The organism is Alkanindiges illinoisensis DSM 15370, from assembly GCF_000619845.1.
GTDB lineage: Bacteria > Pseudomonadota > Gammaproteobacteria > Pseudomonadales > Moraxellaceae > Alkanindiges > Alkanindiges illinoisensis.
Genome location: NZ_JHUX01000007.1, coordinates 83,804 through 106,031 on the forward strand (window position 1 = coordinate 83,804; position 22,228 = coordinate 106,031).

The 22,228-nt window shown below is 44.8% G+C and carries 17 protein-coding genes; 15 read left to right on the plus strand and 2 right to left on the minus strand.

From position 1 onward, the window contains the following. Positions 1 to 233 precede the first annotated feature (233 nt). The 4 genes from Q337_RS0111495 (at position 234) to Q337_RS0111515 (ending at position 8,483) form a co-directional block, all read left to right on the plus strand. Complete coding sequence (locus tag Q337_RS0111495; protein WP_051526828.1) at positions 234 to 3,512, plus strand: type VI secretion system Vgr family protein; 3,279 nt, start codon at positions 234 to 236, stop codon at positions 3,510 to 3,512. Positions 3,513 to 3,545: 33 nt separating this feature from the next. Further along, complete coding sequence (locus tag Q337_RS0111500) at positions 3,546 to 5,783, plus strand: LysM peptidoglycan-binding domain-containing protein (RefSeq protein ID WP_026471712.1); 2,238 nt, start codon at positions 3,546 to 3,548, stop codon at positions 5,781 to 5,783. A 10-nt stretch (positions 5,784 to 5,793) separates the two neighbouring features. Further along, positions 5,794 to 6,723: a hypothetical protein gene (locus Q337_RS0111505; RefSeq protein WP_026471713.1), complete on the plus strand. Its 930-nt coding sequence runs from the start codon at positions 5,794 to 5,796 to the stop codon at positions 6,721 to 6,723. An 848-nt stretch (positions 6,724 to 7,571) separates the two neighbouring features. Then, on the plus strand, positions 7,572 to 8,483 hold the full coding sequence (locus tag Q337_RS0111515; RefSeq protein WP_026471714.1) for a DUF2628 domain-containing protein: 912 nt from the start codon (positions 7,572 to 7,574) through the stop codon (positions 8,481 to 8,483). Positions 8,484 to 8,593: 110 nt separating this feature from the next. On the opposite strand, the gene Q337_RS0111520 is transcribed toward Q337_RS0111515, so the two are convergent. Together Q337_RS0111520 and Q337_RS0111525 are read right to left on the minus strand one after the other, a co-directional pair. Continuing rightward, the gene (locus Q337_RS0111520; RefSeq protein ID WP_026471715.1) at positions 8,594 to 8,944 is read right to left on the minus strand and encodes an arsenate reductase; all 351 of its coding nucleotides are present in this window, start codon (positions 8,942 to 8,944) and stop codon (positions 8,594 to 8,596) included. Between the two features lie 677 nt (positions 8,945 to 9,621). Further along, a complete protein-coding gene (locus Q337_RS0111525) occupies positions 9,622 to 10,437 on the minus strand; it encodes an exodeoxyribonuclease III (RefSeq protein WP_026471716.1) in 816 nt (271 codons plus the stop codon). A 69-nt stretch (positions 10,438 to 10,506) separates the two neighbouring features. Here Q337_RS0111525 and pyrE point away from each other — a divergent pair, with 69 nt between their 5' ends. The 11 genes from pyrE (at position 10,507) to ftsZ (ending at position 22,209) form a co-directional block, all read left to right on the plus strand. Then, a complete protein-coding gene (pyrE, locus tag Q337_RS0111530) occupies positions 10,507 to 11,157 on the plus strand; it encodes an orotate phosphoribosyltransferase (protein ID WP_026471717.1) in 651 nt (216 codons plus the stop codon). A gap of 54 nt (positions 11,158 to 11,211) precedes the next feature. Continuing rightward, positions 11,212 to 11,466 (plus strand): antitoxin, encoded by a 255-nt coding sequence (locus Q337_RS0111535; RefSeq protein WP_026471718.1) that lies wholly within the window; start codon positions 11,212 to 11,214, stop codon positions 11,464 to 11,466. Positions 11,467 to 11,471: 5 nt separating this feature from the next. Beyond that, positions 11,472 to 11,870 (plus strand): type II toxin-antitoxin system VapC family toxin, encoded by a 399-nt coding sequence (locus Q337_RS0111540; RefSeq protein WP_228133127.1) that lies wholly within the window; start codon positions 11,472 to 11,474, stop codon positions 11,868 to 11,870. Positions 11,871 to 12,596: 726 nt separating this feature from the next. Continuing rightward, positions 12,597 to 13,550, plus strand: a complete 954-nt coding sequence (gene gshB, locus Q337_RS0111545; protein WP_026471720.1) for a glutathione synthase — start codon at positions 12,597 to 12,599, stop codon at positions 13,548 to 13,550. Continuing rightward, a complete protein-coding gene (locus Q337_RS0111550) occupies positions 13,550 to 14,632 on the plus strand; it encodes a phytanoyl-CoA dioxygenase family protein (RefSeq protein WP_034280183.1) in 1,083 nt (360 codons plus the stop codon). Before gshB ends, Q337_RS0111550 begins: the two co-directional genes overlap by 1 nt. Before the next feature lie 149 nt (positions 14,633 to 14,781). After that, positions 14,782 to 15,882, plus strand: a complete 1,101-nt coding sequence (gene murG, locus Q337_RS0111555; RefSeq protein WP_026471722.1) for an undecaprenyldiphospho-muramoylpentapeptide beta-N-acetylglucosaminyltransferase — start codon at positions 14,782 to 14,784, stop codon at positions 15,880 to 15,882. A 30-nt stretch (positions 15,883 to 15,912) separates the two neighbouring features. Continuing rightward, complete coding sequence (gene murC, locus Q337_RS0111560) at positions 15,913 to 17,370, plus strand: UDP-N-acetylmuramate--L-alanine ligase (RefSeq protein ID WP_026471723.1); 1,458 nt, start codon at positions 15,913 to 15,915, stop codon at positions 17,368 to 17,370. Positions 17,371 to 17,611: 241 nt separating this feature from the next. After that, the gene (locus Q337_RS17600) at positions 17,612 to 18,577 is read left to right on the plus strand and encodes a D-alanine--D-alanine ligase (protein WP_051526839.1); all 966 of its coding nucleotides are present in this window, start codon (positions 17,612 to 17,614) and stop codon (positions 18,575 to 18,577) included. A gap of 7 nt (positions 18,578 to 18,584) precedes the next feature. After that, positions 18,585 to 19,451, plus strand: coding sequence for a cell division protein FtsQ/DivIB (locus Q337_RS0111570; protein WP_026471724.1), 867 nt, complete (start codon positions 18,585 to 18,587; stop codon positions 19,449 to 19,451). A 45-nt stretch (positions 19,452 to 19,496) separates the two neighbouring features. Then, the gene (ftsA, locus tag Q337_RS0111575; RefSeq protein ID WP_026471725.1) at positions 19,497 to 20,765 is read left to right on the plus strand and encodes a cell division protein FtsA; all 1,269 of its coding nucleotides are present in this window, start codon (positions 19,497 to 19,499) and stop codon (positions 20,763 to 20,765) included. Between the two features lie 223 nt (positions 20,766 to 20,988). After that, the gene (ftsZ, locus tag Q337_RS0111580) at positions 20,989 to 22,209 is read left to right on the plus strand and encodes a cell division protein FtsZ (RefSeq protein WP_026471726.1); all 1,221 of its coding nucleotides are present in this window, start codon (positions 20,989 to 20,991) and stop codon (positions 22,207 to 22,209) included. The last annotated feature ends 19 nt before the right edge of the window (positions 22,210 to 22,228 follow it).

Sequence of the window (22,228 nt, forward strand, 5' to 3'; positions counted from 1 at the left end):
AAAAAAGGCAATTGCATCACGTTAACCAAGCAAGATTGTGGTAAAAAACCAGTAAATGATAAATAAGAATATTTTATTTAGATTAACTTAAAATTAATAAAAAATATTATAAAAAACAAATGATAATGTATATAAATTTAGTAAAATAAAAAGCGAATACAAAAAGCTACAATACATAGACCGAGTGGTCTATTAGAATTCGCAAAATTTTACAAAGCACCATAATAATTTCAATGATGAGCCTATTTAATGCACTGGTTCAGTGGACTTTAGATCCGCAGCACCGTGCGCTTCGAATTCAATTTTCCAATGCTGGACTCAATCCACAGGTATTTTTGCAGCGCATAGAAGGCCGTCATGTGATCAATGAAGGCTTAAGTGCTGAACTCTTATGCCTTTCACATAACCCTTATATTGCCTTAAAACAGTTTATTGGCAGTCAGGTCGTGGTCGCGCAATTAACGGATACCGGATTGTGGCATCGTACCTCGGGCATTATTACCGGGGTTAGTGCTGGCGATAGTGATGGGGCATTAACCCCTTACAAGCTCACGCTGCAGGACACAACCAGTCTTTGGCACAAGCGGCGCAATAGCCGGGTATTCATGAACAAAACTGTGGTCGAGATCAGCCAGATTCTATGTGCTGAGTGGCAAGCCAAAAGCCCATTGTTTGCTGCCAGCCTGACGCTTGATGTGCAAGGTTTAACTCAAAATTATGATATCCGGCCCTTTGTCATGCAGTCCAATGAATCGGATTATGACTTTCTAACCCGGCTCTGGCGCAGTGAAGGGATTAACTGGCTAATTGATGAAACCAGCTATTTGTCCAGTGATGCCAGTCTGCTAGAACCACAACGCCTGCGCCTGATTGATGACAACCGGCATTATTCTGCCTTACAGCGTCAGATCATCGATTATCATCAGAGCAGTGCCACGGAACAGTATGACCATATTACCCACCTGACTGCGATACGTACGCTACAACCCAATGCAGTACAGGTACAACACTGGCAGGCACAGCATCTGGAAACAGAAACAGGTGCTGGCAGTGTTGTCAGTCCGCATCAGCATAGTGAAAACCAGGCTAGCGCCAGCTTGAGCCTGGAGCAGGCCTGGGCGATTAGTCCAGCTTGGGTACAGGATTTGAAGGGTGAAGATGGTGCTACCCCGTCAGGCAATGCCCAGCTGGAAAAGCTCAACCGCAACCTGCGTGAGCAACATGACAGCCAGGCCAAGCAATTTACTGCCTTCAGCAGCGTACGTGATAGTCAAACGGGCTACTGGTTTACGCTAAACCGTCATCCTGAAATTGATGGGCATGTAGACAGTGAGCGGGAATTTTTAATTACTGCCAGACAGTTTTATAACCAGAATAATTTGCCCAAGGACTTAAAACAGCAAATCACCTCGCTACTGCTACACAATCACTGGCACTACCCTGAAAAACAGCAGGATGAACGGCAGGGCAATCAGCTGACCTTGATCCGCCGTAGTATTCCTGTCAAACCCGAGTACAACCCGCTACATCACCGCCCGGCAGCCTATCCGCAACGCGCCCGGGTAGTTGGCCCGGAATCTGAAACTATCCATGTGGATGCATGGGGCCGTATTAAAGTTCAGTTCCTGTTTACCCGCATGGAAGACCACCAGCACAGTGGCGGCGCAGGCAGTAGTAATAGTGATCAGGATTCTGCCTGGGTTGATGTGTTAACCCCGTGGGCTGGCGAGGGCTATGGCGCGCGGTTTCTGCCTCGTATTGGTGAAATGGTGGTAGTGGATTTCTTTGATGGCAATATTGACCGGCCTTTCGTGACTGGCCGTATCCATGAAGCACAGCGCCATCCCACCCGGTTTGATGTTAAAGGCCAGTTGCCTGATACCAAGCGCTTAAGTGGCATTCGCTCACAAGAAGTGGGCGGTAGCGGCTTTAACCAGTTACGGTTTGACGATACCACTGGTCAAATTAGTGCCCAGTTGCATAGCAGTCATGGCGCCAGTCAACTGAATCTGGGCAATTTAAGCCATCCAAAGGAATCTGAAACCAGCGCAGGCCGTGGCGAAGGCTTTGAATTAAGAACCGATGCCTGGGGCGCAGTACGGGCAGGCAAAGGCATGCTGATCTCTACCTATGCGCAGGAACAGGCTATTTCTGACCATCTGGCCGCAGCAGAAGCGCAGTCCTTACTGGCACAAGGCCATGAAAGCATGAAAATGCTCAGTGAAATTGCCCTAAAACAGCAAGCTGATGCACTGGATGTCATTCATCGCCTGCCACGTTTTATTGAATCACTGGAGCTTAAAAGCAGCAACCATGCCTTAAATACCACCCTGAATTTATTTAAAAACGGCTTAAATAATGACCCCTTAATGGCGCTCAAAGATTGCGGCGGCTTCATCAATGATATTGGTGCCATTCAGGATAATGTCAGCGGTATTGTTGACGAATTTAACCAGTATTTTAATAATGCAGCAGAAGCCGTTGAAAACCTCAAAGGCTTTATTGAAACGCTTGAAAATCATGGCACAGAAACCATTAGTGCACGGCTAGCCAGCTTAAAGCAAAATATCAAAACTAATCCCTTGCAAACCCTGAAAGACGTTGGCGCCGTTTTAAGGGATATTGATATTAATTCAGAAGATTTTATTAATGTCTGCGGCAGCTTTGGCGGTGGTAGTAATGATATTACCCCGACCAAAGCACTTGGTCAGCTTCAAAGCTTTATGGAAAGCCATACCCAAAAGCTGGAACAAAGTGCAGATGCCAGTCAGCAGGAGCAGGGTAAAATCTTCAGGCAGGCAGTGATGCTGCTGGCCTCACCCAATGGCATTGCCTTGACTACCCCTGAAAATATCATCTTGCAGGCATCCCAGGATATATCCAGTAGTGCCAATGGCTCAATCAATCTCAGCGCCCAGAAAAATATCATTGGCCATGCTCAGGATAAAATCAGTCTGTTTGCTGCCCAGAAAGGCATCAAGGCATTTGCTGCCAAGGGCAAAATTGAACTGCAGGCACAGGATGATGCGTTGGAGGCCATTGCCCGCAAAGTGATTAAACTCATTTCTACCGAAGAAAAAATAGAACTGACCAGCCCCAAGGAGATTGTACTCACGGCTGGTGGTTCGCAGCTCATTATTAATGGTAGTGGTGTATTTATAAAGACCGGTGGAAAGTTTGAATGTAAGGCTGGACAGCATGTGTTTGAGGGTGGAGCGAAGGTTTCATATGAACTTCCCAAACTTGCCAATACCCCTATATTTAGTAATCGCTTAGATATTTATGACCTGTTCTGGGAAAGTGATTTTAGCAAGTTAAGTTATAAAGCATTTATACCAGAAACCAATGTATTGCTTTCTGGGCAAGTAGATGAACATGGCCGTACTGCGAAGATTACTACAGCAGATCCGTCAAAGGTACAAGTATTAATAGGTTCTAATGATAATTGGGGTTTATCTATAGATGGTTTCGATGCTGAAGATTTTATCGATAATTTAGATACTAATGATTAGCCAGCATATATAGGAATAATAAGGGTTAAAGCAATGAATAAAAAGTCATTAGCTACTATTCAAATTGTAGACTTATTTGGTAACCCTATACCAAAGGCACAATACAATGTAAAAAATCAAAAAACCGGACAACTTATTGCAGAAGGAATAACTAACTCTAAAGGTTGCATTGTTGAGATTAGTCGAGATAAAGGAACCATTTTAGATGTCTACATAAAAAGTATGTTTAACGGAACAATGGTAAAAATTCAGAGTTTCATATTGTCAAAAGACCGCATGCTGGTAAAAATTACTAGTCCAAAAGTGCTTCTAGATTTAAACACCGTAACGAATCAGGGTAATAGTGGAAAATATAAGAGAAAGACACACATCGTTAAAAAAGGCGAAACCTTGACCAGTATAGCTCAGCAAAATCATACAACGGTACGCGCTTTAGAAAGACTCAATAGTATTGACAACCCTGATAAAATTAGCATCGGCCAAACTATTAAATTGCCTGTAAATATTCCTGCAAGCGGTAATCATGCACATCATGATAGAACGAAGCAGACAAAACCAGCTAATCCAATAAAACCGAAGCCAGCTCAATCTCCAGCACCCTCTCCAAAGAACAATAAACAAGCGAAACCTAATTCTGATTCATCTGGTTCAATCTTCGATATTGATATTCACGCAACAAAACAAGAGCTCGAGAAGAAATATGAAGCAGCTAAACAAACTCTTGAGGAAAAATATGAAGAAGGTAAAAAGGCACTTTTAGATGGAGCTGAGGCTTTAGGAAACATTTTTACTACCGATGATCGCAGTGAGGAAGGAGGTACTCCTAAGGCCGAGGCACCCAACTTATGTAAAACCAATCCCCAATGTATTTCTAGCGGTAAAAGTGAGCTAATACGAGAAATTAATATTCGATTAGCAGGATTTGGCGGGGCTTTACCCACAGATGAGTTCACTGAGCTAACAGCAAAATGCATCAAACAATTTCAACGTGATTATATGGGGGTAGCTGAAACGGGCAAGATTTGTGGAAGTGTCATCTCTGCTTTAGATGAATTTAACCAGAAATACCCGATTCAAAAGTATATGGAATCTATAGCATGCCCTTGTTCAAAGTTTGGCGGCGGTGCTCAATGTAAAGGTTTTGGGGCTAGTAGAAAAAAACAATATAAGATTTTAGGCGTTGAGGCACCTGGAATGTATAGATCTACAATGTGGATTTTAAAGGCGGCTCATTTTTACTTAGAAAAAGAAAAAGATTTAGGTGTAAAAATTACAGGTATAAGTTCTGGTTACCGATGTATTGAAAATAATGCAGGGCATAATTCAAATAGACAATCTCGTCAGACAGTGAATCATATGAGTGGTGCTGCTCTTGATGTTCTAATTAGTGATAGTACTAAGCTTAATATTGTTAGGGAAAAAATATTTATGAAATATATGAATGCAGCTCCTACAGGAATGAGAGGTGGAAATCGTATATTTTTAGAATCTAGAGGACAAGGGGCTACAGGTTGGGTACATTTTGATATCTTATGGTATGAGAACTTAAAAGTAGAAGAATTAGCATATTATGGTACGAACGTTGAAAAAATAGTTAATGGTACTCTGAGCGAGTTTTGTAAAAAAAGTAAAATTACTATTCTTAGTTGTAGTGGAAAAGTACCTAATTCAAATTCTCCAGTAAGTAATAATAAAAGTATAGTTGAATTAGTAAAAGAACTAGGTAATGCTATTGCCAGCGGCGAAGGAAGTTATGAAGCTTGGAATGCTGGAGCACCAGAAGGGAAAAAAGTTAAATTTGGTAAAATGAATGATAGGGTTGGAACGATAACCGGTAAGACCATTAATCAATTACTAGATGCTTCAAAAGATTATACTTGGAAGGATGAGCGTAGGCGTTTTGCAACTGGAAAATATCAAACAATTCCAAAAACGCTTTCAGCTGCCAAAGCAGCATTAGGATTATCTGGTGGAGAATTATATGACAGTGATATGCAAGAGAAGGTTTTTAGAGAATATTTATTGTTGAATAGACCTTCAATTAAAGCTCTTATTGAAAATGGTAGTACTACAGTTGATCAAGCAATGACAGATGCTTCAAAAGAATGGGCGTCAATCGCTCTCCCTAAAGGTAAAAAGAATAAATTTGGTAATATATCGGATGGTACTATCGGATATCATCAATCAGCTACAAATAAAGCTAATAGCCATTCAACAGCTAAAGTAAGAGCCATTTTTGAAAAAATTAAAGCAATTCATTTAAGTAAATAGGAAATTTTAAATGAAATTTTTGAAGACAGTAATAATACTTTCTATTAATTTAGTAATATCAAGTTGTGGTTTCTCTAAAGAGAATAATCAAAATCTTGATGTTGAAAACAAAAAATTTGTTAATACTTCTATTACACGAGAAGATGTTGCTAAGTGTGAATTCGAACAAGCATATATTAATTTTTGTTCAGATAATTATTTAAAAATTTATAATAATTCATTAATCAAAAAAGTAAACTTTGCTCAGAATAAAGTTGCTTTAATAATTGATCAAGAAAGAGATACAGGAAAGGGCGTACCTAGAAAAGTTAAATACTTTGTTGTATTGGATCCTACAACGAAAAAAGTATATCCCTTAGAGCAGTCTGTAGGTTATTTTGTGGATGATAGATTAGAAGAGATCACAACAGAGCCTCCTATTATTAAATTTAGTCAAAATAATAAAAATGTCTGTTTATCAGGAACAACATTTTCATATAAAGATAATAATATAAATGTTGAGAATGAATGTTATACATTTAATTTAAACAATAAAATTTATTTTAAAAAAATGCAAAAGAAAAAAGATATAAAACATGAACAAGGAGCTTTTCCAATTTTGTTTGAAAATAAAAATTTTTTATGTAATGGAATAAAATGTAAGGAAAGTGTTCTTACTAATGATGAACTAAAAGAAATATCAAATAATAATGTAAATAGTGAGCTTCGGTTTCTTGTAAATGAAAGAGGATTTGATACAACTTATATTAATGCCTCCATTGATAATAGAACTTTATATATTGTTAGATATAGTGAAGGAGATAGTGAGCAAAATACTATATATTTATCTTATTTTTTAAAGGGCTTATTTAAAACAAAGTTGTTAGGTGCTGTTAAGTCGTTTAAAGTAGATGGTAGCCAAAATATATATTTTAATGGAAGTAAAGTTACTTTAAATTAAGTGAAAGTTCTCAGCTTTTAAAGAAGAAACTTTAATTAATATAAATTATTAAAGTGAATTTTTGGTTGATTCTAGAAATGATAATAAAGTATCAAGTAAATCGCAAAAAAATACAATTGATCCATTCAGTGGTTTCTGTACTTGTATTTCTGGGAAAAAAGAAGAGTAGATTAGTATTTGGTTATAATACCACTAAATTAGAATCACAGATAGTCGTCCAAGATGGGGGAATATATTCTAAATGAAGAAGCAAATTAAATTTATAATTTTTACTTATTTAATACAAGTAATGTATTAGATGGGTTCTATAAGGATAGAATTAATAAATTTAATAATTATACTATAGGTTCTTTAAGTCAATATTGTATGGATAAATTTGTTGAAGATAAAGAAAGTATAAAAATATAATTTCATCCCAAGAAAGTTAATTTAGATACACTAGCCTTTATAAAAGATATAATAGTGAGTATAAATATTTTAATAGTAAGGAATTTTTTGGAACAGATAGTGGTTTTCCTAATAAATATTTTTTCCAGCTTAATTAAATTACAATTAAAAATAAAGATAAAAATTTGAAATTGGTAAGTCTGATCTAGAGCAATATTTTTTACCGATAGATGGCTTAGAAGGACAAAGAAATAAGCTTGCTAATGTATTTATTTTTATATCGCAGAATTAAATTCTAAGATATAAAAGAGAGAAATTTTCCCTCTTTTTCATCTGAATCTCCCTTTTCATTTGCCCATTTTTTGACTAATCTAGTCTCAAAATAATCGACATGCATCCATAACGTATCAACTAATAGACGCAGTCGATATAACACAAAAAATTGAGTTGGGGGATAACTCATGTTTTGCAGTGAATGTCGTGCCCAGAATAATCTGGTGGCGCGCTATTGCGTGGGCTGTGGCAGCGAATTAAAACATTTTCTTATTGATGATGAGCCAGCAATTGTACAGCCATCTATGCCTGCCTCCTCATTGATGCAGTCTGATATATGCTATAAATCGTTGTCCAGAAAAGAGCAGTATCAGGCAGTCATTGGCAGTAATCAGAATTATTATTTAAAGAAATTTCTTGAATTTGATCGGGAAGGCCAGGGGAGGCCAAGCTGGCACTGGCCTGCCTTTTTTGTTACGTTTTACTGGATGCTGTATCGCAAGATGTGGCGTAATGCCTTGCTGTATTTTGTATTGCCTTACGTGGCCTTAATTATTGTTGGTATTGCTGCCGGGATTATGGGTAGTGCCGGTGCACCAATTGCCGGGCTGTTATATCTGGCACTCATGGTAGGTTTGTGGTTTGTACCACCATTATATGCTGATGCGTTGTACTATAATCACTGTCGGCAGGTCATTGCCAACGCTAGGCAGCATACCAGCCATCCGCATCGTTTATACGGCATATTAAGTACCCGAGGCGGCACCAGTAATCTGTTTATCATTATTATTGTTTTTATTTCTTTTGTGGTGATGATCGGTGTATTGGCAGCCATCGCGATTCCGGCTTATAACAATTATGCAATGCGTGCCAAAACGACGCAGGCTGCGACACTGGGCCAAAAAGCCACCAGTGCGGTGGATCATTATTATCAGCGCCATCATCAGTTTCCATCCAGTATGCTGGACACAGACCTGACCCAAACTTTGCCGCAAGCTGTAAAGGCCATTGAGATTGATGATCAAACAGGCCAGATTAATGTGGTGTTAACAGGCTCAGGTTCTCGGGAAAGTGCACTTATCTTTAAGCCAGTGGTGTAAGTAGGCGATACCATTGTCTGGGACTGTAGCGGGCAATATATTGCTAAAGTTAATTTGCCACAGCAATGTCAGTAATGAGCGATTAAAAGCAGCGGATTTAACGCTTATCTTTAACCTGCCAATGTCGCGTAACTGGCTGGATCAAAACCTACCAGAATTTGCTCCCTGCTAACCAGCACTGGCCGTTTGATCATGCTGGGGTTGTCCTGTAAAGCCTGAAGCGTGTGCTGTGGGCTGGATAAAATAGCAGCCTGTTGCTCGGGGTTAAACTTGCGCCAAGTGGTGCCTTTTTTATTAAGTAAGGCATCAAGGCCGACACGGCTGGCCCAATGTTCAAGCGTGTTTAAATCAATGCCGTGTTTTTTATAATCATGAAATTCATAGCCCAACTGCTGAGTATCTAGCTGCTCAAAGGCTTTTTTCATGGTGCTGCAATTTTTAATACCGTAAACCGTTAACATGACCTATCCTCAATAAGCAGGCAGCACATCATAGTCAATTGTGCTTGCACAAATCCAATGAATATAAAGCTAGACAGTGATTTACGATCTTAAAAGACAGTGATTAATTTCTGGACAGTTTAACCATGCTACAGGACACATATTTCTCCTGCTGGTTGGGGCCTAAAATATAGCAGGCTTCTTTACCCAGATCGTATTCATAAATGATACTTGAATTTTGTTTATTATTAAAAAAGCCCAGATAGGTAAACGTGCCAACACAGACTAGTAATAAGACTGTCAACAAGCTATAGAGTATGCGGTGAGATTTATTGGGGAACATAGTGGCTTTACTAATTTGTTATGTGGCCATAAAAAAGGATGATAAAAACTGAAAAGGCAAAAGCACATTCAGACAAAATGGAGAAAACCCGCGCCAATATCATCCTGATAGCGCGGGTCTCAAGTCAACGTCCTGTCTTTGCTTCCATACAGTATTGTAATGTCCTACACTACAAAACCTTTCCATCCTACGGCAGTCCTTCCTTTCTGGTCATCCTGACCGACTTCCCTGTGCCGTAAGAGAATAATGCGCTTTTATTGTTTGTTTGAAAATAGTAAATTAACGTCATGTTATGTACGCTCAGGCTTACAAAGCGTGAACACAGTCACAAAAGAAATAATTACGGAAAACTCACTTAAAGCACATAATCAATCACAACTGGCGCATGGTCACTAAAGCGTTCGTCCCGGTAAATAAAGGCATTGGCGACCCGGTCGCGCCAGTCCGGGGACACCACATGGTAATCAATGCGCCAGCCCACATTATTGGCCCAGGCCTGCCCCCGATTAGACCACCAGGAGTATTCGTGCGTATCTGGACGATGAACCCGAAAGGCATCCACATAGCCTAATTCGTCATATAAGGTGTCCAACCAAGCGCGTTCATGTGGCAAGACGCCGGAATTTTTCTGGTTGCCTTTCCAGTTCTTGATATCAATTTCTTTATGCACAATGTTGTAATCACCGCAAACAATAATGGACTTGCCTTGTTCACGCCATTGCCTGAAATGAAGCAGCATTTCCTGTAAAAATAAATCTTTGCGCGCTTGTGCGTCATCACCGCTGGAGCCGGATGGCAGATATAGCGATGCCACTACAAAATTTTTGCCTTCGCTGGTTTGAAACTCCGCAGCCGTAAAACGGCCTTGGGTGTCACAAATATCAAAACCCAAGCCATTATTAATACTGCTAAACGGATGGCGGCTATAAATGGCCGTGCCTGAATAACCGGGTTTTTCGGCATGGCACAGGTGCATGTGCCAGCCCGCAGGTTTATGTTCTTCCAGCCACTGGTGCGGTTGCAAGCGGGTCTCCTGCATGCAAACAATGTCGGCACCTGAATTTTCCAGCCACTGAAAAAACCCCTTGGCCGTGGCCGAGCGTAAACCATTTACATTAATTGACACCACCCGAAGCATTTTTGCCCCAGTGTCTAAATCCTTTGCTATCATGCGCGCTGATTACCTTGTATACCTTAACTTTCGTTGTTAAATAACCAATTAAATAAACAGGAGCCTGCCATGTCATCTGTTCAGCCTTTTAGTCCTCAAGCATTGATCGAACTGGCATTAAAGCGTGGTGTGCTCAAGTTTGGTGAGTTTACTTTAAAATCCGGTCGAATCAGCCCTTATTTTTTTAATGCTGGTTTGCTCAATGATGGCGAAGCATTGTCTCTGCTGGCCAGTGGTTATGCCGACAAGCTGATGAACTGCGAAAGCGTGAGCGTGATTTTTGGCCCGGCATACAAGGGGATTCCGTTTGTGGCTGCAACCGCATCGGCACTTTGGCAGCAGCATGGCGTGAATGTTCCATGGGGCTTTAACCGCAAGGAAGCCAAGGATCATGGTGAAGGTGGGATGCTGGTGGGCGCGGATGTGAAAGGCCAGCGCGTATGGATTATTGATGATGTGATTACGGCGGGCACGGCCATTCGTGAAGTGGTGGATATTCTGCAAGCTGCCGGGGCAACGATTGCAGGGGTACTGGTGGCGCTGGATCGTCAGGAAAAGGGACAAGGGGAGTTATCGGCCATTCAGGAAGTGGAAAAGCAGCTGAATATTCCGGTACATGCGCTGATTACCATGCAGGATTTGATGGATTATTTAAAGAAAAATAACCGTAGTGATGATCTGGCTAAAATGCAGGATTATCGGGAGAAATATGGGGTTTAAGTTGGTCAAATAATATGCTATTTTGTACACACTCAATATAAATTGGTGTGTACAGTGACCGAGTATATTACCCGTGTGTTTAAAAATGGCAATAGTCAGGCAGTACGTATTCCTGCTGAATTGCGTCTCAACAGTGACCGTGTGCAAATCTTTAAAAATGCGCAGGGTGATTTAGTGATTCACCCGATTCAGGCCAGCCGTGGTGCAGCATTCATGCAGGTGCTTCAAGGTTTTGATGATGAATTTATCCATTTTATGGAGCAGGAACAGCAAGAGGCTTTACCACTACAAGAGCGTGAAACATTATGAGGTTTATGCTCGATACCAATATTATTATTTATCTCATTAAAAATAAGCCAGAAAGTGTTGCAGCCAAAGTAGATCAATTAAAACCTAATGATGATTTGGTGATGTCTTTTGTCACTTATGCAGAATTATTAAAAGGTGCTGAAAATAGCAGCCAAAAAGCGAGAGTACTTCATAACCTTGAAAAGCTCATTGAGCAAATTTCAGTGGTTTATCCCATTAATGCACAGATTTGCCAGCATTATGCTGTTCAGTTCTTAAGGCTCAAACAATCTGGAACTTTAATTGGTGCTAATGATTTATGGATTGCCTGTCATGCCTTGGCTGAACAAGCAGTCTTGGTGACTCATAATGTGCGTGAGTTTCAGCGGATTGATGGCTTAGTGATTGAAGACTGGGTAGAGTAAAACCAATTACAAGAATGATCCTATAAAAATGCAGTATTATTATGAAAAGTAAGGGGCATAATCATAAACTTTCAAAAGCCAAGTGTGTATAACTTTCAGTTATCAAATCAGATACTAGGAAATCTAGCTGGCGCTGGGTTTCTGGCTATGCTTTTTATAGATATGCTCACTTATTGTAATTTGCCTTATTTATCAGAGTTAGCAGATTGGTATTTCATATCGTTTGCTATTTGCATAATACCTTTCGGTGTATTTGTTATAACAATTTCTCGCCAAAAAAAGCAACCAGCATCTATACAGAAGAAAATTTTTCTATAAGTGAGATAATGGATAGGCTACCGAACTGGCTAAATTCTCTACTAATTACAGTTATTATTTATGTAGCTTATAATTTCATTAAGTGTTCTAGCTTGTTACAAGGACAGACCATTATTGAAGATGGAAATTTTGCCATAAACAATAAGGGCAGTATTACTTATATAAGTCATGCTTACTATATCCAACATCGGCTATATGAACTGCGGTTGTGGTCAGGCGCTTTATTAGTATTTTATCTTATACCAGCCGTTTATTACCTGTTTTATGCACGACTTAAAAACTTGACACAAGTATGACGTGAATTTTTCTTTCGAGGAATCTATTGGCTTATACAACGACAATTTTAAACCAAAAAAAGTACGTCATTCGCTATACTTCCGTATCTTTAAAAATTAGCGATAAAAAACAATGCGCGTTCTGGTTGTGATGGATCCCATCGAAAATATTAACCTGAAAAAAGACACTACCATTGCCATGCTGTGGGCTGCCAAGCGCCGTGGACATACGATTGGTTATGCATTGCAGGATGACCTGTTTATTGATGCAGGCAAAGCCTTTGGCACTATTGCAGCACTGGATGTGTTTGAAGATTATGCCGCGCGGAGCGGCCAGTATTTTGAACTGGGCGAAAAACAGCGCGAATCACTGGCGAGCTATGATGTGATCCTGATGCGCAAAGACCCGCCATTCGATCTGCGCTTTATCTATACCACCTATATTTTAGAGCAGGCCGAACGTGAAGGCGCGTGGATTATTAACAAGCCGCAATCCCTGCGTGACTGCAATGAAAAACTGTTTGCCACCCAGTTTAGTGAGTTACAGGTATCCACACTGGTGACCTCGCAACAAAGCCTGATCCGTGAGTTTCTGGCACAGCATCAGGATATTATTGTCAAGCCTCTGGATGGCATGGGTGGCACCGGGATTTTCCGCCTGACCGTCGGCAGTCCTAATGTGGGTTCAACGCTGGAAATGCTGACTATTTTGGGCACACAGCCGATTATGGCGCAGCGCTATATTCCTGAAATTGTAGATGGTGACAAGCGCATTTTAATGATTAATGGCGAGCCAGTGCCGTACTGCCTGGCGCGTATCCCGCAGGCTGGGGAAACCCGTGGTAATCTGGCCGCAGGTGGTCGTGGCGAAGCGCGGCCATTAACCGAAAAAGATAAAGCCATTGCCGCCAAAATTGGTCCTGTGTTACGGGAAAAAGGTCTGGTTTTTGTCGGGCTGGATGTGATTGGCGAGTACGTAACTGAAATTAATGTGACCAGCCCAACCTGTGTGCGTGAAATTGATGCACAGTTTGGCACCTCCATTGCCGATGACCTGTTTGCTGTGCTGGAACAGGGACGTGGCTGATGCAGGTGAAGCAACTGCTGAAGGAATACCAGACGATTTTGCAGCAACCGCAGGGCTGGCTAAAGGCACCGCTATGGACACTGGCCTTGGCAACCGGTGCCAAATCATTTGTGGATAATCCGGTTCTGGGTAATTCAGTCTTTAATCAGGCAGGCTTGCATTTATGGCGGGTGAAGCTGGCGGCACGACTCGCTGCTCGCCGCCGTGCCCGCTTAAGCAAGTCTTTAACAGCTGAGGATGCCCGGTTTTTTAACCAGTACGGATTTATTGTTAAAGAAGATTTCCTGCCTGCTGATGACTTTGCACGATTAGAACAGGAACTGCTGGGCACAGAATTGCCAGCCCGTGAAACCTTGCAGGGCAATACGGTAACGCGGCGAATTCCGCTGGACTATCAGACCCTGCCACAACTGCCAAACACCCAACAGTTGATTGCACAGCCCGAACTGCAACACCTGCTGAATTATGTGGGTTCATTTCAGGTACAGCCGATGCTGTATATACAAAGCATTTTGTCACAGGTACGCAAGGCCAAGGCAGATCCCCAAACCAAACTGCATGCCGATACCTTTCATTCCAGCGTCAAGGCATGGCTGTTTTTAACTGATGTGGCTGAGGACGAGGGGCCATTTGTGTATGTGCCCGGTTCGCATCAATTAACACCGGCACGCCTTGACTGGGAAAAGCAGCGTTCGATTAATGCGGCGAGGGCAGACCGTATGAGCGCGCGGGGTTCATTCCGGATCAGTGAAGCAGAACTTGAGCAACTGGGCCTGCCAAAACCCAAGGCATTTGCCGTCAAAAAAAATACACTGGTGGTGGCAGATACCTTTGGTTTTCACGCACGCGGTAAAAGTGTACGACCATCGACCCGGATTGAAGTGTGGGCTTATGCAAGGCGCAATCCATTCTTGCCGTGGACTGGCTTTGACCCTTTAGCATTGCCGTTTTTAAAGGATAAAATCATTCCACTGTACTGGTGGGCACTGGATGAACTGGAAAAACGCCAGTGGCGCAAAAACCCGTGGCGCTCTGTAGGCCGATTGCGTGCCGGTGATCCGCCGCGTTTTATCAAAAAATAGGATTGTCGTACAAAAATACTGGCAAATTGAGCGCTGGCCTGTTTAAGCTTGACCTGAAATCCGGCTAGAATAAGCGCCTAATTGGCATACGGATATGCATTCAGCAGGCAATACGGATAAATGTGTAAAAGCATAAGCACAGGTGGTTTGTGGTTCAGGGGCAGGTAAAACAAATTAAGACCGTCATGATCATGGCAGCGGGCACAGGAGGACACGTATTTCCTGCGCTGGCCGTGGCTGAGCACCTGCGTGCGCAAGGCATTGAAATCCATTGGTTAGCAACCCGTACTGGCATGGAACATCGTCTGGTTGGCTCTAAAAATATTCCACTGCATCCGATTGATATTCAGGGTTTGCGTGGCAATGGCCTCAAGCGTTTGATTACTGCACCGTTTAAAATCATGGCAGCAACACTGGCGGCCATGCGTCTGATGCGCCAGCTAAATATTGATGCCGTGATTGGTTTTGGGGGTTATGTGGCCGGTCCTGGTGGACTGGCTGCGCGCTTGCTGGGTTTGCCACTGGTGATCCATGAGCAAAATGCCATTGCCGGCTTTACCAATACCCAACTGGCACGCCTGTCCGCATTGGTATTACAGGCTTTTCCGAATACTTTTACTGAATCTCAAAAAGTCAAAACCACTGGCAATCCGGTGCGTGCCGATATTGCCAGTTTGCCAGAACCGCAAGTTCGCTATGCCGAACGCGGCAATTTGCCGTTAAATATTCTGGTGGTTGGCGGTTCGCTAGGTGCCCAGGCTTTAAATGAACGGATTCCAGCAGCACTGGCTGGTCTGGATATTCCCTTAAATATCATGCATCAGTGCGGTCAGCAGCAGTTGCAGGCCACCCAGCAGCGTTATATTGATTTGGCCAGTAGCCAGCTAAATGTGCAGGTAATGCCTTTTGTGGAAGACATGGCCAATGCCTATGCACGTGCCGATTTGATTATTTGCCGTGCCGGTGCCTTAACAGTGACTGAAATTGCAACCGCAGGGGTTGCAGCGGTATTTGTGCCATTGCCCAGTGCGGTAGACGACCATCAAACCGCCAATGCCCGCTATCTGGTAGATTGCGGTGCGGCATTACTATGTCCGCAAGCCAGCCTGACTCCCCAATCGCTTCAGGCCGCGCTGCAACCCATCATGAAACGTGCCACCTTGCAGGCCATGGCTGAAAAAGCCCGACAGCAGGCGCATCCGCAGGCCACTCGTCAGGTGAGTGAATTTCTGTTGTCATTGTCGCATTAATTTTGTATTACGCCCAAATTTGAGTTCATTATGACGCCATCCAATATTTCATCGGCTCAGGCCAAGCAACTGATCAAGATTCCGGAAATGCGCCGCATCCGGCATATTCATTTTGTTGGTATTGGCGGCGCTGGCATGTGTGGCATTGCAGAAGTGCTTAAAAATCAGGGCTATGAGATTTCCGGTTCAGATTTAAAGCCCAGCAAGACCACTGAGCGCTTAAATGAGCAGGGCATCACGGTGCATTTTGGTCATCAGGCCAGCAATATTGAAGGCGCTGATGTGCTGGTGGTGTCCACGGCAATTGACCGTGAAAATCCGGAAATCCGGCAAGCCATCAGCCAGCGCATTCCTGTGGTGCGCCGTGCTGAAATGCTGGGTGAGCTGATGCGTTATCGGCATGGCATTGCAGTAGCAGGTACCCATGGCAAAACCACCACCACCAGCCTGCTGACCTGTATGCTAGCCGAGGAAAACCTTGATCCCACTTATGTGATTGGCGGCCTGCTCAACCGCAGCGGTGTCAATGCGGCACTGGGTGCCAGCCGTTATCTGGTGGCTGAAGCCGATGAAAGTGATGCGTCATTTTTATACCTGCAACCAATGGCGGCCATTGTTACCAATATTGATGCTGACCACATGGAAACCTATGGCGGCAGCTTTGAAAAACTCAAAGATACGTTTATCCAGTTTTTGCATAACCTGCCGTTTTATGGGCTGGCGGTGGTGTGTGGTGATGATGCCGTGATTCGCGAGCTGTTGCCGCGCATTGGCCGTCCCGTGCTCACTTATGGCTTTGGCGAAGAAAACGACATCCGTGCCGTGGAGGTCGAGCAATCGGGCATGCAAACGCATTTCACCGTGCTGCGCAAGGATCGGGAGCCACTACGGCTAACCATTAATCAGCCTGGCTTGCACAATGTGCTCAATGCACTGGCTGCTATTGGCGTTGCTACCGATGAAGGTGTGTCGGACGCGGCCATCAGCCGTGCACTGGAAGGCTTTTCAGGCGTGGGCCGCCGCTTCCAGATTCAGGGCGAATTTGCACAGGATAATGGCAATATTAAGCTGGTGGATGATTATGGCCATCATCCCAAGGAAGTGGAAGCCACTATTAAGGCTGCACGTCAAAGCCATCCGGATCGTCGTCTGGTGATGCTGTTTCAGCCGCATCGTTTTACCCGTACTCGCGACTGTTTTGAAGACTTTGTTGAGGTGCTGTCGCAGGTGGATGTGCTGTTATTGCTGGAAGTTTATCCGGCAGGTGAAAAGCCGATTGTTGGTGCTGACAGCCGCAGTCTGGCTCGCAGTTTGCGCCTGCGCGGTCAGGTGGAGCCGATTCTAGTTGATCCGGTTGAAAGCCAGTTACCTGTAGTGTTACAAAATGTGTTAAAAGCAAATGACTTGCTACTGACGCAAGGTGCTGGCAATGTGGGTGCCATTTCAGTGGAGCTGGCGCAGCAAGGCTTGTATTTAAAGGCAAAATAGTCATTAAACGGTCATATTGAGTGGTTTTTGCCATAGGTATGGCAGGTAGAGCCGGGCACTATTTTTAAGCAGGACAGGCCAAAAACAAATTTGGTCATTTGCGCAGATTTGTCTAACATGACGGACTGCTGCAGAGGAGTGCTCATGCTAGATTGAGCCTTTTTTGGTGCGACTAGCCCGCTATTGATGCCGGGTTATCGTAAAAGAATGTTTTAAACGATGGACGTATAGCGTGTCACACATACAAAGCACGGATTTTGGCAAAGTTGCAGTATTGTTTGGGGGTAACTCAGCCGAACGTGAGGTTTCCTTAAATAGTGGTCAGGCCGTCCTGCAGGCCTTGCTGGAACAGGGTATTAATGCAGAAGCGTTTGATCCGGCGGTACGTTCAATCACCGAAATTACTGCCTATGACCGTGCTTTTATTGTGCTGCATGGCCGTGGTGGTGAAGATGGCCAGATTCAGGGCCTGCTGGAATGGTTAAACCTGCCTTATACCGGCAGTGGCGTGCTGGCGTCGGCGCTGGGTATGGATAAAGCCAAAACCAAGCAATTGTGGCAAGGCTGCGGCATGCCGACAGCACCATATCGCCTGCTGGACCAGAATACTGATTTTGCCCAGGTGGTACAGGAACTGGGTTTGCCGCTGATTATTAAGCCCGTGCATGAAGGCTCCAGCATTGGCATGAGCAAGGTGGAAACCCTTGAGCAACTCCAGCCGGCCTATGAGCAGGCTGCTGTCCATGATGCGGTGGTAATGGCAGAGCGCTGGATTACCGGCCGTGAATTTACTGTCGTGATTTTAAACGGTCAGGCTTTGCCAGTGATTCGCCTGCAACCGCCCAGTGATGCCGCTTTTTATGATTATGAAGCCAAATACCAGCGTAATGACACCCAGTATGGCATTCCTTGCGGTTTAAGCCATGACGCTGAGCAACAATTACAGGCACTGGCCTTACGTGCCTTTAATGCGGTGGGTGCTACCGGCTGGGGCCGTATCGATGCCATGCAGGATGAGCAGGGCAATTTCTGGCTGCTGGAAGTCAATACCGTACCCGGTATGACCGATCATTCGCTGGTACCCATGGCTGCCAAGGCTATCGGACACAGTTTTGCCGAACTTTGTCAGCTAATTTTGCAGCAAACCCTTTCTCCGGCACAGGCTCAAACAAACCCTCAAACCCAGCCTATGTCAAGCGTGGGTTAAGGTCATTATGGCACAGCTTCCCATTTCCATACGCCGTAAAGCCCCCTCCGTGCAGGGGATCAGCAGCAGTGCCAATCGTGCAGGCCGCTGGGAGCGCGCTTCCTGGTGGGGTAGCTGGTTGCTGGTGATTCTGGCCGTGATTCTATGCGGCGTAGGGTTTTGGTCCATGCTCAACACCATGCGCCATGCCCCTGCTGCAACTGTCAGGGTGGCGGGTGAGCTGAATCCGCTCCAGCAACAATTACTGCAAAACAAATTGCAGCCACTGGTCAAAGAAGGCTTTTTCACCACGGATCTGGAACGTTTACGTGATGCGGCCTTAACCTTGCCCTGGGTAGACCGGGTGGTCGTCACCCGGCATTGGCCCAACGGCATGGTGGTGCGTGCCACGCCACGGCATCCGATTGCACGCTGGGGCAGTGGTCGCCTGCTAAGTGACAGTGGCCATATCTTTGTAGAAGCCCGTTATGTAGATCGCCGCGACCTGCCGCTATTACACGGTCCGGCCAGCCATTCGGTACAACTCATGCAGCAATACCGGCAAATCAACCAGTGGTTTGCCCCTTTAGGCATGCAGCTTAAGGAATTGCACCTGACCGACCGCATGACCTGGTTTATGCAGTTTAATACCGGCATGCGGGTTATTGTTGATCAGGATCAGACCTTAACCAAGCTGCACCGCTTAAGCCAGTTGGGTTTAACCGAATTAAAGGCACAATGGCCCAATATTGTGGCTGTTGATTTGCGCTACCGTAACGGCCTTGCCTTACAGTGGAAAAATACACAACCGCCAAAAATTGTAGAAGGCAAGTTTGTGATTGAACCACAACTGCCAGTGGTTACTCCTCTCGCTCAACCTGTGGTCAATCAATGAGTGGAAGATTGATGAGACTTGAACACATAACGCATGGTAAATGTCATGAATGAAGCGGTTCCATCTGTTGTTGCCATAGATATTGGAACACACAAGGTATCGGTGCTGATTGGCCGGATTCATGCACCTGACCAGATTGAAGTGATTGGGATGGCGCATGCGCCCAACCGGGGCATGAGCAAGGGTATTATCCGTAATCTGGATAAAGTGGTGGCCGCCATCAAGGATGCCGTGTCACAAGCGGAAGACATGGCCGATTGCCGCATCCATACCGCATGGGTGGCGATTCCCAGTGCCGAGCTGAAAAGCTTTAATGCCTCTGGCCGCACGCCGGTGATGAACCAGACCATTACCACCACTGAAATTGTACGTACCCTGGAAATGGCCAAAAGCAGCCATTTGATGCCGGATCATTACCTCACCAATGCAGTACCGCTAGGCGTTGCCATTGATGATCAGCCGGAATGGGTAGATCATCCCATCAATATGTCGGGCAATTTTATTACCGGCCATTATCACCTGATGATGCTGCCCATCAATACCATGCAAAATCTGGATAAAGCGCTAAAAAGCGCCGGAATTGGTGTGGAGCGCACCATTATTTCAACGCTGGCCACCAGTGAAGCGGTGTTGCTTAAAGATGAAAAAGAATATGGCGTGTGCATGGTGGATATAGGCGCTGGTACTACCAACATTGCCGTGTATCTGGAAAACCGCCTGATTCTAAGCCACACCCTGCAAAAGGGTGGCGAGCATGTGACCCGTGATATTGCTTCTGTGTTGCAAACCTCAACCGAACAGGCTGAAAACCTGAAAATCCGCTATGGCTGTGTGGACTTGTCGGCCATTAAGCCGGATCAGATGATCCAGATTCCCGGCATTGGCATTGCACCGGGCATGATCATCAGCCGGATTGAACTGGCCGATATCATTGTGGCGCGCTACGAAGAAATTTTTGAGGAAGTGCGCCAGCAGCTGGAACAAAGTGGCGCCATTAATGTTCTGCGTCATGGTGTGGTGCTTACTGGAGATGCCTGCCAGATTGAAGGTGCAGTTGCGCTGGCACGCCGCGTACTAGGTGTGTCTGCCCATCTGGGTAATCCGCCACTGGCTGTAGATATCAGCGAAGAAAAACGTCCGCTGCTGCGCCGTTCCATTTATGCCACGGCCAGTGGCCTGCTGATGTATAGCCAGAATGAGCAACAACGTGCCACCGAAGTGGGAGCGGAAGAACAAGCCAGTGACGGCTGGTTGCAGCAATATGTAGTACAGCCGGTACAGAATATGCTCGAAAAGCTGCGCCAGCTGGTTTAGTGCATTAGTTTAGTGACTGCGGTTTTAAGTGATTAATCCCGCAGTAAGCGTTTAAATTATGCTGTGAGTTTGTTGTTGAATATCCGTTTTCACTTGACAGTGAGCATAGGGCAACGCATGCTAATTTATTTACTAAGCTTTCTTTTATTTAACGTTTTTTACTTAACTCAGGCAGTGCTACGGGCATACAAGCTGCCATACAAATCTTGGAGACCAAAAGGTCATGTCCTCATTTACGCTAATTGAAGATGAAGTAGTCGACAACAATGGGCAGGCCCGTTTTACCGTTTTTGGTGTGGGTGGCGGCGGTGGCAATGCGGTACAACACATGGTTGAGTCAGAAATTTCTGGCGTAAAGTTTGTGTGTGCCAATACGGACAAGCAGGCGCTGGACCGGATGAAAGCGCCCTTTAATGTGCAGCTTGGCCAGCAAAGTACCCGCGGTCTGGGTGCTGGTGCCAATCCGGAAGTGGGTCGCACCTCGGCTGAAGAAGCACGCGACCAAATCCGTGACCAGCTTGAAGGCACGGACATGGTATTTGTCACTGCCGGTATGGGTGGTGGTACAGGGACAGGTGCTGCGCCAGTTGTGGCGGAAGTGGCCAAGGAAATGGGTATTCTGACCGTTGGTGTGGTTACTACCCCCTTTGGTTTTGAAGGCCGCAAGCGCCAGAGATCGGCTGAAAAAGGCATTGAAGAACTGGAACGCCACGTTGACTCACTCATTATTATTCCCAATGAAAAACTGCTGAGTGTGTATGGCGATATTTCCATGAAGGAAGCCTTTAAAAAGGCTGATGATGTGTTACTGAACGCAGTACGCAGTATTTTTGATCTGGTGGTGAATCACGGTCACATTAACCTTGACTTCGCCGACCTGAAAACTGCCATGAGCACCCGTGGCTATGCCATGATGGGTATTGGAGCCAGCCGTGGTGAAGACCGCGCACGTCAGGCCGCAGAAATGGCAATTCGCAGTCCGCTGCTGGATCAGGTGCGTCTGGAAAATGCCAAGGGTGTGTTGATTAACATTACCAGTGGTGATGACATCAAGCCGCGCGAAGTACAAATGATTTCCAATGTGGTCAGCCAGATTGTTGACCTGGATGAAGGCGACATTTTCTACGGTACAGTGTTTGACCCTGAAGCACGTGATGAATTGCGCGTCACCGTGATTGCCACGGGCCTGAATCGCGACCCGGTAGATTTTTCTACACCTGTTGCACGTCCTGCAGCCGCACCAGCACCAGTTGCCCAGCCACAGCCTGCGCCTGTAGCCCCTGTTGCTGCCAGCCAGCCAGTGGATGAGGATGATGCTCCTGCCATTAGCCGTCGTGCGCCTTCTGTTGCACCACAGCCTGCTCCAGCGCCGCAGCCAGCACCAGCGGCTCGTCCAGCGCCCATGAGCATTCAGGATTACCTGAAGAACCAGCAAAAGAAATAATCTTATTGCACTTGCCGCC